Source organism: Caulobacter sp. GW821-FHT10F06 (assembly GCF_058809215.1).
The window spans coordinates 36728-49141 of record NZ_JBXASK010000010.1 but is presented as its reverse complement, the minus strand read 5'-3'; the positions used below and the strand labels follow the sequence as shown (position 1 = coordinate 49141).

Annotated in this window: 10 protein-coding genes; 3 read left to right on the top strand and 7 right to left on the bottom strand. The window is 68.6% G+C overall.

Annotated features, from left to right (window positions below):
- Positions 1 to 13 precede the first annotated feature (13 nt).
- Positions 14 to 1000 carry a tetratricopeptide repeat protein gene (locus tag AC1RUS_RS20280; RefSeq protein WP_492918408.1) on the bottom strand — a complete coding sequence of 329 codons (987 nt, stop codon included), beginning with the start codon at positions 998 to 1000 and terminating at the stop codon, positions 14 to 16.
- Between the two features lie 134 nt (positions 1001 to 1134).
- Here AC1RUS_RS20280 and AC1RUS_RS20275 point away from each other — a divergent pair, with 134 nt between their 5' ends.
- Together AC1RUS_RS20275 and pdeM are read left to right on the top strand one after the other, a co-directional pair.
- A complete protein-coding gene (locus tag AC1RUS_RS20275; protein WP_492918407.1) occupies positions 1135 to 3585 on the top strand; it encodes a ligase-associated DNA damage response DEXH box helicase in 2451 nt (816 codons plus the stop codon).
- Complete coding sequence (gene pdeM / locus AC1RUS_RS20270) at positions 3582 to 4289, top strand: ligase-associated DNA damage response endonuclease PdeM (RefSeq protein WP_492918406.1); 708 nt, start codon at positions 3582 to 3584, stop codon at positions 4287 to 4289. The genes AC1RUS_RS20275 and pdeM overlap by 4 nt, the downstream gene beginning before the upstream one ends.
- Here the strand turns inward: pdeM and AC1RUS_RS20265 are convergent.
- From AC1RUS_RS20265 to AC1RUS_RS20245, 5 genes are all read right to left on the bottom strand, one after another.
- The gene (locus AC1RUS_RS20265) at positions 4275 to 5012 is read right to left on the bottom strand and encodes a hypothetical protein (protein WP_492918405.1); all 738 of its coding nucleotides are present in this window, start codon (positions 5010 to 5012) and stop codon (positions 4275 to 4277) included. The genes pdeM and AC1RUS_RS20265 overlap by 15 nt on opposite strands.
- A 101-nt stretch (positions 5013 to 5113) precedes the next feature.
- A complete protein-coding gene (locus tag AC1RUS_RS20260) occupies positions 5114 to 5575 on the bottom strand; it encodes a DUF3429 domain-containing protein (RefSeq protein ID WP_492918404.1) in 462 nt (153 codons plus the stop codon).
- A 3-nt stretch (positions 5576 to 5578) separates the two neighbouring features.
- Entirely contained in the window at positions 5579 to 6349 is a 771-nt protein-coding gene (locus AC1RUS_RS20255) for a TIGR02186 family protein (protein WP_492918403.1), read from the bottom strand.
- Positions 6346 to 7269, bottom strand: coding sequence for a sulfite exporter TauE/SafE family protein (locus tag AC1RUS_RS20250; protein WP_492918401.1), 924 nt, complete (start codon positions 7267 to 7269; stop codon positions 6346 to 6348). The genes AC1RUS_RS20255 and AC1RUS_RS20250 overlap by 4 nt, the downstream gene beginning before the upstream one ends.
- Before the next feature lie 59 nt (positions 7270 to 7328).
- Complete coding sequence (locus AC1RUS_RS20245; protein ID WP_492918399.1) at positions 7329 to 10313, bottom strand: peptidoglycan-binding protein; 2985 nt, start codon at positions 10311 to 10313, stop codon at positions 7329 to 7331.
- 210 nt (positions 10314 to 10523) lie between these two features.
- On the opposite strand from AC1RUS_RS20245, the gene AC1RUS_RS20240 reads away from it, so the two are divergent.
- Positions 10524 to 10739 carry a hypothetical protein gene (locus AC1RUS_RS20240; RefSeq protein ID WP_492918398.1) on the top strand — a complete coding sequence of 72 codons (216 nt, stop codon included), beginning with the start codon at positions 10524 to 10526 and terminating at the stop codon, positions 10737 to 10739.
- On the opposite strand, the gene AC1RUS_RS20235 is transcribed toward AC1RUS_RS20240, so the two are convergent.
- Complete coding sequence (locus AC1RUS_RS20235) at positions 10736 to 12382, bottom strand: phosphatidylglycerol lysyltransferase domain-containing protein (protein WP_492918397.1); 1647 nt, start codon at positions 12380 to 12382, stop codon at positions 10736 to 10738. The two genes, AC1RUS_RS20240 and AC1RUS_RS20235, sit on opposite strands and share 4 nt — an antisense overlap.
- Positions 12383 to 12414 lie beyond the last annotated feature (32 nt).

Sequence of the window (12414 nt, the reverse complement as noted above, 5' to 3'; positions counted from 1 at the left end):
AATGCGAACAAAGTCACACCGCTCGCGGATCGTCCTCGACGCCGTTCTCCAGCCGGTCGATCGCCTTCTGGGCCCTCTGGCGCAGTTCGGCGTCGTCGCTCTCGGCGGCCCGGCGATACATCTCCAGGGCGACATCCTTGTCGGCGCGCACGCCCTCGCCCGTCTCGCACATGGCGCCTAGGCGGTAGTATGCGGGCAGATAGCCGTGGTCGGCGGCCAGCTGATACCAGCGAATGGCCTCCACATAATCGATCGGCACGCCCTCGCCGTTGTGATGCACCACCGCGACATTGGCCATGGCGATGGCCGAGCCGTTGCGGGCCGAGGCGGTGAACAGCCGCAGGGCCTCGGCGTCGTCCTGGGGCACGCCGTCGCCGGCGGAATAAAGCGCGCCCAGATCGTTCATGGCCGCCGTCGAACCCGCCGCTACGGCCTTCCGATACCAGAACACCGCCTGGCGCAGGTCGGCCCTGACGCCTCGCCCGTGCTGGTAGGCGTTGCCCACCTCGAACATGCCGAGCTCTGATCCGGCGTCGGCCGCGCGGCGATACCACCGCATAGCCTCGGCCAGATCCGCCTTCACCCCGCCCCCGCCCTGGTAGACGACACCGACATTGTAGAGCCCGTCCAGGTCGCCCAAGGCGGCGGCCCGCCTATAGAGGCCAAGCGCCTTGCGGTGATCTTCTGGAAAGCCGTCGCCATCGAAATAGAGATTGCCCAGCTCGACCATCGCTTCGGCGTCGCCGGCGGCGACCCCGGCGGACAGCCAGCGCGCCGCTTCCTTGACGTCGCGCTGGCCGTCTTCGTCGTCGAGATAGTGGAAGGCCACATCGACATAGGCCGTAACGTCGCCGGCGCGCGCGCGCGCCAGGAGTTCGGCGAAGACATGGTCCTCGGTCTTTTCGATCGTTGCCGATGTCGCGACCTGGCGCGCCTGAACGGGGACCTCCCCGCCAACCGCGACCAATCCCAGCAGGACCGCGAGCACCTTCGAAATCATAACTGCCCCAGACAACTCCAGCGATTGTTCCCGCCCCGCGACAGCAGTCAAGCGTTGCAGCCTGAGACGCGAATGTCGCGTCGCCCCTCGCGCGGTTCTGGAAACGGAACGGGAACATGCTATATCCATAAGCAATGCTCGCGGCCGACGCCCTTCCTTCCCGCTTTCAGGACTGGTTCGCCGCACGCGGCTGGGCGCCGCGTCCTCATCAGCTGGAAATGCTCGCCAAGGCCCGAGAGGGCCATAGCGCCCTGCTGATCGCGCCGACCGGCGGCGGCAAGACCCTGGCGGGCTTCCTGCCCAGCCTGATCGAGCTGTCGGAACGCGCACCGCGCAACACGCCGGCCGGCGTCCACACCCTCTATATCTCGCCGTTGAAGGCCCTGGCCGTCGACGTCGAGCGCAATCTGATGACGCCGATCCGCGAGATGGGCCTGAAGATCGTCGCCGAAAGCCGCACCGGCGACACCGGCGAGAGCCGCAAGGCCCGCCAGCGCCTGAAGCCGCCGGACATCCTGCTGACCACCCCCGAGCAGCTGGCGCTGTTCTGCGCCTGGGAAGGCGCGCGGGAATACTTCGCCGATCTGGCCTGCGTGATCATCGACGAGGCACACGCCATCTGGCCGTCCAAGCGTGGCGACCTGCTGTCGCTGCACCTGGCGCGGCTGCAGCAGTTCGCGCCGAACCTGCGACGCGTGGGACTGTCGGCGACGGTCGACGATCCGGGCTTGGTGCGGCGATGGCTGGGGCGCGGCGGCGAGGACAGCGTCGACTTGGTGCTGGGCTCCGGCGGCGCGCCGCCCGTGGTCGAGGTGCTGGTGTCCGGCGGCCGCGTGCCGTGGGCCGGCCATACTGCCGAGCACGCCATGGCCGAGGTCTACGAGATCATCAAGGGCGCGCAGACCGCCTTGATCTTCGTCAACACCCGCTTCCAGGCCGAGTTCGCCTTCCAGAAGCTGTGGGAGCTGAACGACGACGGCCTGCCGATCGCCCTTCACCACGGCAGCCTGTCGGCCGAGCAGCGGCGCAAGGTCGAGAGCGCCATGGCCAAGGGCGCGCTGCGGGCCGTGGTCTGCACCTCCACCCTGGACATGGGCATCGACTGGGGCGACGTCGACCTGGTGATCCAGTTGGCCGCGCCCAAGGGCGCCTCGCGGATGGTCCAGCGCATTGGCCGCGCCAATCACCGCCTGGACGAGCCCAGCCGCGCCCTCTTCGTGCCCGCCAGCCGTTTCGAGATGCTGGAGTGCCGAGCCGCCGCCGACGCCATCATCGAGAACCACCTCGACGGCGAACCCGAACGCATCGGGACGCTGGACGTGCTGGCCCAGCACGTCATGGGCTGCGCCTGCTCCGAACCCTTCGACTTGGTCGCCCTGCACGACGAGATCCGCACAGCCGGCCCCTATGCCGACCTGTCGTGGGAGGATTTCGAGGCCGTGGTCGATTTCGTCTCCACCGGCGGCTACGCGCTGAAGACCTACGACAAGTTTCGCCGCATCGTGCCGGGGCCGGACGGGCTCTGGCGCGCCCGCAACGCCCAGACCGTGCAGCGCCACCGCATGAACGTTGGAGCGATCGTCTCACCGGCCACGATCAACATAAAGGTCGGCGGCGGCAAGCGGGGGATGGGCGGTCGCAAGATCGGCGAGGCCGAGGAAGGCTATTTCGAGCAGCTGACCCCAGGCGACACCTTCATCTTCGCCGGCCAGGTCTGGCGCTTCAACGGCTTGGCCGGCGCGGACGCTTTCGTCAGCCCCGCGCCCAACGACGACCCGAAGATGCCCAGCTGGGGCGGCTCGAAATTCCCGCTGTCGACCTATCTGGCCAGCCGCGTGCGCAAGATGATGCACGACGAAAGCGAATGGACCGCCCTGCCCGGTGACGTCCAGGAGTGGATGGCCTGGCAGAAGGTGCGCTCGGCCATTCCCGAAGAGGGCGAGATGCTGCTGGAGACTTTCCCGCGCGGGAAGCGTCACCACCTGGTCTGCTATCCCTTCGACGGACGGCTGGCCCACACCACCCTGGCCATGCTGCTGACGCGCCGGCTGGACCGCCTGGGGGTCGGTCCGCTGGGTTTCGTCTGCAACGACTACGCCCTGAACATCTGGTCGATAAAGCCGATGGATGATCTCAACCTGGACGAACTGTTCGACCAGGACATGCTGGGCGACGACCTGGAATCCTGGCTGGAGGAGAGCTTCATGATGAAGCGCACCTTCAAGGCCTGCGCCCTGATCGCCGGCCTGATCGAGCGGCGCTATCCCGGCGAGGAGAAGTCGGGCCGGCAGGTGACCTTCTCGACCGACCTGATCTATGACGTGCTGCGCCGCCACCAGCCCGACCACCTGCTGCTGCGCTGCGCCCGGCAGGATGCGGCGACGGGTCTGCTGGACGTGGCCCGGCTGGGTGACATGCTGGCCCGTGTGAAAGGCCATATCAAACATGCGCGGCTGGACCGCGTCTCGCCCTTCGCCGTGCCCATCATGCTGGAGATCGGCCGCGAGCGCGCTCCTGGCGACGCGGCCGGCGAAATGATCCTGGCCGAGGCCGAGGAAGACCTGATCGCGGAGGCCATGGCTTGACCCGTTTCCAATCCTCGGCCTGCGGCGGACTGCGGATCGCGCTATCGAACGTCGAGGTCATGCTGCGCGGCTCGGGCGCGCTCTGGCTGGAGGTCGAGAGCACCCTGGTGGTGGCCGACCTGCACTTCGAGAAGGGCAGCAGCTACGCCTCGCGCCACGGCCAGATGCTGCCGCCCTACGACACCCGGGAGACGCTGGACCGGCTGGACCGCGAGATCAGCGCCCTGCGGCCGGCCCGCGTCGTCTTCCTGGGTGACAGCTTCCACGACGGCGACGGCGAGAGCCGGCTGGCCGCCGACGACGCCGAACGCCTGCGCGGCCTGGCCCGAGGCCGTGAGCTGGTCTGGGCGGTGGGCAACCACGACGAGGACGGCCCCCGCGTCCTGCCCGGCGAGGTGATCGACGAAGCCTCGATCCTGGGCCTCACCCTCAGGCACGAGCCCCTGCCCGGAGCCCAGGCCGGCGAGGTGGCGGGCCACCTGCATCCGGCGGCAAAGGTGTCGAGCGGTCGGGCGACGGTGCGACGGCGCTGTTTCGTCACCGACGGCCAACGCCTGGTGCTGCCGGCCTTCGGAGCCTTCACGGGCGGGCTTAATGTGCTGGACGAGGCCTTCTCGTGTCTGTTCGCCGGTCCCCTGCTGGCCGGGGCGCTGGGCACGCGCCGCGTGCATGCGGTGGGCGTGAGGTCGCTACGGCCGGACTGATCCGGTCTCGGCGAACAGGCTACGCCGGGTCTCGTCGCTGACCTCAAGCACAACCCGCGACAGCGCGCCGTCGGCCTTGCCCTCGAGGTTCAGGTAGTTGGTCGGCGAGTGCAGACCCGGCGTGACTGAAAGGGCCTCGAAGCGTCCCGCCAACCGCGCCAGGACGATCGCCGGCGCTAGACCCTGCCGTGATGGGAAGGCCACGATGACGGTTTCCGGCTTGCCGCTGGCGGGATGCATCAGACCAATGAAGACTTGGCCGCCATTGTCGAACAGCGGCCAGCTTGCGCCGGCGGTGTAACCGGTCAGCACGGGCGCCGTCTCGACCTTCGCTGCAACCAGCGAGCCGGGCTCGGGCTGCGGCGCGGCCTGGAACTTCAGCGTCCAGCGCGAGGGCTGGGCGTCGAAGGCGTTCCAGCCCGAGGGGCCAAAGGAGCCTGCGCCACAAGGGTGATGAGCGCCAAGGGACGCGTCGACGACGATCTGCGCGAAACGCGGATCGGACGAGCGGATCGCGATCCCATAGCCCCGATAGATCAGCCGCCCGGCTTCAAAAAGGGGCGGCTGTCCCTGACGCGAAGGGGCGGCGAGCTTCAGACCAAGCTCCTCACCTGGGATCGCCTGCATCGAGATGGCGACCGGCTCGGCCATGCGTGCGGCGAAGGCGGCGCAATCGAGGCCCGCCGCGGCCTGCGCCATCAGCCACAGAGCGAAGAGGGACATCAGCAACTCCACGCGATGGCGACGGTCCTTGGACTATCAGCCGCCCATGTGCTGGGAGCAATCTGAGGTTGGAGAAGAAGCGAGGGCGTCGCGCTCCAACGCTACATGTGCAGGGCTTGCTCGAGGGCGAACGCCAGGGAGATGGCGGCGCCCGAGGTCAGGAGGGTCCGCATCCGGGGACGCCAGGCCGGGCCGTCATGGTCCGTCACGTCCCAGACCCATTGCAGCAGGAAGACCAGCAGGAAGCCCGACAGTTGCCAGGCCGGCTCGAAGCGAAGCTCTCCCAGCAGGAGGCCGAATCCGGCCAGCGGGAACAGCAGCGACAGACCCAGGACCACCCATCTTGGGCTGGGATTTTCGATCTCGAGCCCGGTCCGCACGCCGCCGAAATACGAGACGATGGCGGTCGAATAGGCCAGCAGCGAGACGAGCGCGCCGCTCTGGGCGCTGGCCGGGCCATAGCAAAAGACGCCTGAGGCGACGAAGAACGGAATCAGGGTCGCAAGACCGAACACCCAAACCGCCGGCGGCGCCGGTACGCGATCCGCCACGGGTTCGCTCATGACTCAACTCCTCCGGAAGGCCACCGAAGCGGCCCACCCTGCCCCGAGCGCGACTATTACCGAGACGAGCCCATAGGTCCACGGACGATCTTTGGCGAAGAGGTACAGGGCCCGTTCGGCCCCGACCTTCTCGACGACAAGGCTTCTGTCACGGATCGACACCGGTTTTCCATCCTGAAAGAGGATGATCCGCGCCTGGTACTGTCCAATGGGCGCTTCGGCGGGGAGATCGATGCCGGCGCGGAACAGGTCCTTGTCGACAAACCGCACGCCCGTCGGGTCGGCGGCGTAGAGACCGGCACGGCTCTTCAGGCGCAGCACAGCCCGTCGCCAGTCGAGATAGTCGGCGCCCAGGCGGCTGACGACCACGTCGCGAACGCCGTAGCGGGTCTCGACCCGACGTTCCAAGGGCGCGGCGATAGAGAGGTGCTCCAATCCCGCGCCCAGGCGCCGAAGCGGCCCGAAACCGGCGATCTCGTTCAAGGGGCGGGTCGAGGCGACTCGGTAGAAGCCCGGCGCGCCCTCGAACACCACGGGCCGGCCGTTCAGCCATAGGCCCGCGACCTGGGTCTTGCGGGCGATGCGGATCGGCTGGTCAGGCCCCCGCACGATGACGACCACGTCGCTGGGCCTGGCTTGGGGATCGAAGACCGCGCCGTACAGCACGATCCGCGCCCCGCGAAAGCCGGAGGTGACCTTGACGTCAGCCTCGGTCAGGGCGGCCGAGACCGCCGCGGTGGAGACGGGATGAGGCGCTTCGACCAGAGGCATCATCGCGCCGCCCCGCTGATCAGCACGAAGGGCTCGTCCGGGGTCAGGAACAGGCTCAGCCCCATGCGCAAGCCCACCAGAAGGACCAGAAGCGCCAGCAGGGCTCGCATCTCCTCGGCACGGAACCGGCCCGACGCCCGCGCGCCCAGTTGCGCCCCGACCACGCCGCCGATCAGCAGCAGGGTGGCCAGCACGATGTCGACAGTTTGGTTGCGGCCGGCCTGCAGCACGCTGGTCAAGGAGGTGGTGATGACGATCTGGAACAGGCTGGTCCCCACCACCACCGAGGCGGGCATGCGCAGCAGATAGATCATCGCCGGCACCAGGATGAAGCCGCCGCCCACCCCCATGATCGCCGACAAGACGCCGACGAAGACTCCCAGGGCGATGGGCGGAATGACGCTGATATAGAGCCGCGAGCGCGGGAAACGGACCTTGAACGGCAGGGCGTACAGCAGCATCGGCCGCCGCTCGCGCCTGGGCTTGGGCGGCTGGCCTCGGCGGCGGCGCAGGATGGCCCCGACCGACTCGGTCAGCATCAGCCCGCCGATGATCCCCAGGAAGACGAGATAGGACAGCGAAACCGCCAGGTCCGCCTGGCCGATCAGGCGCAGCCAGCGGAACACCTCGACCCCGATGAACGAGCCCACCGCGCCGCCGGCGGCCAGCACCCCGCCCATCCGGAAATCGACGACCCGCTTGCGGCTATAGGCGATGACGCTGGAGACGGACGAGGCCGCGACGTGATTGGCCTCGCTGGCCACGGCCACTACCGGCGGGATGCCCATGAACACCAGCACGGGCGTCATCAAGAAGCCGCCGCCGATGCCGAACAGGCCGGAAATGAAGCCGACCATGCCTCCCAGCGCCACCAGCAGCAGCGCGTTCACCGACACTTCGGCGATGGGGAGGTAGAGATGCACGCGTCAGGGACCGAACGGCTTGGGCGGGGCTTCTTGATTGCCGCCGCCCGAGCGCGCGGTCAACGCGCGTAGACCGAAAGCCTGTTCAGGGTTTCGCCGTCCAGCGCGCCGGACGATTGCAGGCCCTGGTCGCGCTGATAGGCGGCGATGGCCATGCGCAGGGCCGGCGACGCCACGCCATCGCGTGGACCTTGGTAGTAGCCCAGTTGCGACAGCACGCGTTGGGCGGTGCCCAGATTGGCCTGCCCCGCCGGAGCGGCGGTGGTCGTGTTAGCGGCCACCGAGGCCGTGACGGTCTGCGGACGGAACGCGAAGGCCGAGCGATCGGCGGTGCGCTGAGCCTCCGCGGTCAGCTGCGGACGCAAGGCCGTGGCGCGGGCCTTGGAGGTGGCGTCGCCGGCGCGGCCCGCGATCACGTACCACTTGTAGGCCTCGGCCGGGTTCTGGCTGACGCCCCAGCCGCCTTCGTACAGCTGGGCGAGGTTGAACTGGCTGTCGACCAGACCCTGGTCGGCGGCCTTGCGGAACCAGCTCGCAGCCGAGGTCGAGTTCTTGGGGCCGCCCTCGCCCTTGAAGTAGAAAAGGGCCAGGTTGTGCATGGCGCGCGGGTCACCGGCGGTGGCGGCGCGTTCGGTCCAGCGGCGGGCCTCGACGAGGTCCTTCTTCACGCCGCCCTCGCCCATCTCGTACATCTTGCCGAGATAGAACTGGGCGCGCGGCAGACCGAGATTGGCGGCCTTGCGCATGATCTCGACGCCGGAGCGATCCTTCGCCTCGATCTTGCGAACGCCTTCGTCGAACAGCGCCTGAGCGTTCTCTTGCGGCGGAGCCGGCGGCAGCGGCGTGGTCTCATCGGCGGCCGGAGCGATCAGTTGCGGCGCCAGGGCGACGGCGGCGCGGGGCAGGCCCGGCGTCGTGTCGGCCTCGGCCGTCTTGATCTCGACGTCGGACTTGCGACCGGCAATGGCCTGGGCGACGCGATCGGGAACCTGGTTTTCGCCATGGTCGGGCAGCAGCAGGCCCGCGACGCCCGCGCCCATGGCGCCGGCCACGCCGAACACCATGAAGGCGGTGGCGACGGTCGAGCCCACCCGGCGCTTGGGCGCCTTGGCTGAGGCCTTGGAGCCGAAGCCCGCGAACAGCGAGGTCCGCGCCGGCTTGTCCTTGGACTTCTCTTTCTTGCCGTCCTTCTTGGCCTTGGCGTCGATGGCCGCGGCGGCGCGCGCGGCGGCGCGGGCCTGCTCGATCACTTCACGGGTCGACAGCGGGCGGGCCGGATCAGCTTCGGGCGCCGAGAACGTGCCGAAGTCGGAGGCTGGCTCATGGCTCTCGACGGCTTCCGACGGCGCCTGGCTGACGAAACCGTCGGCGGCCTCGTAGTCGTCGTCGTCGAAGCTGGGAGGTTCGGTCTCGACGGCCGGGAACGCTGCGACTTCGAAGGCCGGAGCGGCGGCGAAAGTGGGAGCCGGAGCGCGCGCCGCAGGCGGCGGCGGGGCGTTGAACACGTCCTCGTCGACGACGCTCTCGCCGCCGAAGGAATAGCTGGCGGTCTCGAACGGCGAGACCGAGGCGCGCGAGACCGGCGCCGGCGCGGGGGCCGGCGGGATTTCGGCCAGCTTGCGCTGGGCGTCGCTGAGGCGCGTGTCGATCTTCTCGCGGGCCTCGTCGAGCATGCGCGCGGTGCGCTCCTCGCTCTGGCGGATGCGGTCGATCAGCTCCTGCGACGAGCGCTCCTGGCGCTGGTTGAGGCGGTCGGTGACGCGGGTGACCTGCTCGCCGACATCGTCAATGGCCAGGGCGTTGCGGCGCTCGGCGTTGCCGATGCGCTCGGCCAGCTTCTCGGTGATGCGGGCGATCTCGGCGCCCAGCTTCTCGAGGGCCTGGGCCTGGACGCTGTCGGCGCGGTTCAGCTTGTGCTCGACGGTCGAAGCGATGCGAGCGACCTCGCCGCCCACCTGCTCGATGGCGGCGGCGTTGCGGCTCTCGGCGGCGTGGACGCGGCGGTTGAAGGCTTCGGCCATGCCGACGACTTCACGACCCATGCGCTCGATGGCCTGGGCCGAGCGCTGCTCGGCAGCCTGCACGTGGGCGGCCATCTCGCCGAGCTTGCGCTCCATGCGATCGAAACGGCCGTCGGCGGTGTCACGCAGCTTCGTCGCCATTTCCAGGCGCGCGGCTTCCATGCGCTTGGTCAGGTCGCCGGCCAGTTGGTCGAGGCGTTCCTGGACATCGGCGGTCGCGCCGCCGCCGCCTTCCACCGTCTTCAGACGGCCGTCGAGCGCGGAGAACGACGCGCCCAGTTCGCGCAGGGCGTCGGCGGTGCGGGTCTCGGCGGCTTCCAGGCGTTCGCCCAGGCGAGCGACGACTTCGTTGACCACGGCGGTCGGATCGGCGGCGGGGGCGGCCGGCTGGGCGTCGAGACGGGCTTCGAGCGCGGCGATGGCCTCGCGGGTGCGGGCTTCGCCTTCGTAAAGATGGCCGGCCACCTTGCCAAGCGCGCCTTCCAGGGCGCGCAGGGCCTCGGCCGAGCGCGGGCCAGCGGCTTCGGCGTCGATACGGCGCAGACGTTCGGCCGCGCGAGCCTGTTCTGATTTGATCTCGTCCACAGCCCCTTCGAAACGGGCGGCGACGGCGATCTGTTCACGTTCTGATTGTGCCAATCGCGTGAGCGCGCCGCGGACGGATTGGTCGATGCCCGAAATGGCGGCGGCGGAGCGGCCTTCGGCGGCCTCGATGCGGTCGGTCAGGCGATCGAGGGCCAAGGCCACGCGTCCAACCTCGTCGGCGGGGTGCTCGGCGATCTCGATGCGGGGCGGCGCGTCGTCGTCGCCGGCGATGTGGAGATAGGGACGGTTCGCGCGATCCTGAGCGCCGCCGCCAAAGGCGTCAGCGGCCGAAGCGTCGCCGCCCTGCCCTTCGCCCTCGATGATCATGCGGTTGAGCCACTCGCCCAACGTCATGCCGGAGCGACGCGCGAGGTCCTTTGCGACCTCCCGTGCCTTGGGATCAATTCCCTTTACGCTCCATGGCGCTGCGGCCGTCATACGAATCGTTCTCCCCGTACTTGGGGACCAACGCTAGTCACCGATTCCTGGGGTGTAAACGCGACCAAATCGCTAAATGTAGTGGGTTTGCGATTCATCAGGGGAGGAATCAGGACACACCTTTAACCATGTTTAGCGCGCCTAAAAATCAAGAGGGTTAACGCGCGTTAACTATTTGCCAGACCGATTGTCGCAGGCCATTGAGAGGCCATGGACGTCTCCTTCACTGTCACGGCCCTGATCATCCTGCTGGCGCTGGCCGTGTTCTGCGGATGGCGCGGAGCGCGCCCGCCCAATGTGTTAAAGGGCCCGCGCCTCATGCCATGGCGCCCGCTGATGATGCTTTGCGCGGTGGCGATCATGCTGCTGACGGTGCATCTGCTGAACCTTCTGGGCCTGCAGACGGGTAACCAGACGCGTTATTAGGTCGCGGCCCGTTTTGGCCGCTTGGCAAGCCCACTGACGCCGCCGGAAGACAGCAAACCGATGTCGGCGAGCAGAAAAGGGATCGCCCACTTGTGCGGCGCGGCAATATAGCGCGGCTGCCAGACAGGGTCGTATTTGTCCTTGTAGCGACGAACGCCCTGGAAATTGTAGATCTCTTCTCCCCGCTCATAGAGCAGACGGCCCACGCGCGACATGATCGGGGCCAGCGGACGATCCTCCAGACCGGCCAGCGGGGCCATGCCGAACTCGAACGCCTGGTAGCCCTCGTCCTTGCCCCACTGCAGAAGCTCGACGAACAGGTAGTCCATGACGTTCTTGGGCGCGTCGTCGGAGTAGCGCATCAGGTCCATAGAGAACGCGGCCTTGTGCGCTGTGGTCCACAGCGTGGCGAAGGCGACGATCTTGCCTTCCGACCGCACCAAGGCGACCGGGAACTCGGCGACGTAGCGCGGATCGAAGCCGCCCATCGAGAAGCTCTTCTCGCCGCCGGCATGGTGGCCGAGCCAGGCGTCGGAGATCGCCTTGAACTCGTCCATCAGTTCGACAGCGCCGCCGATGGGCAGGACTTCGAACGCCGCCCCGCCCTCGCCGGCCTTGCGCCAGTTGCGGCGCAGCACCTCGCGACGTCGGCCGGCCATCGAGAAGGCCTCCAACGGCACAGCGGCGCTTTCGCCGGTCTTCTGGATGGCCAGGCCCAGGTCGACGCTGTCGGGCAGGTCGTCAGGACCCAGGGCGTAGAAGCCGGCCCGCGCCGCGTGGGCGTCGGCCAGTTCGCGGAAGCGCCAGAACAGTTCCATGCGCTCGTCGCGACGGCCGACCGGCGGGCCGAGCGCGATCCAGGAGCGTCCGCGCACGCCGAACATCAGGAAGGTCTCGCCCGAGGCCGAGAACAGGAAGCGCTTGTCGCCCAGCAGGGCCAGGTTCGAGCCCGGCTCGGCGTCCTCGGCCTTGGCCAGGATCGCGCGGACACGGTCGAACTCCGGATCGGTGTCGTCGACCACCGCCGGCGTGGCGGGCGTGGAGATCAGGCGCCAGACGCCGATGGCCAGCAGCAAGATGGCGGCGGCGGCGGATGAGCGGATGGCCCGCGCCGCGTCCTGGTCGCCCATCACCCGCATCCAGGATTTGTCGGCATATTCGGTGTGATGAAAGGTCCACCAGCCGCAGAGCGCGACCCCCGCCAAGGCAGCGGCGGCCGACAGCAGCCAGCCGGGCGTGATTTCCATCCGGAAGAGCGCCGCCTTGCGATGGAAGGCTTCGTGGAACGGCACGATCAGTCCGAAACAGACGGTCAGCAGCGCCGTCTCTTCCCAGTTCAGCCCCTTGAAGATCGCCAGCAGCGCGGCGGCCGCCAGGGAGATCACCGCCGCCCACCAGGCGCCGTCCAGCCGCGAGCGCAGGCCGAAGGCCAGCAGCAGCAGCACCAGGCCCAGGATCGACGAGACGAAGTGGCTGATCTCGATCAGCAGGTCTGGGGCGAAGGCCAGAAGCAGGGCGAAACGCGTCGGCTCCGACGGCGTCGCGCCCGAGGCCAGCAGCATGACGCCGGAAGACGCGGCCAGGATCGCCGCCAGGGTCGGCGCGATCGCGAGCGCCGCGGGTCGGAGTTGAGGCGCGGACATCAAGATCCCGGAACGGCGAATCCCTGCGGGAT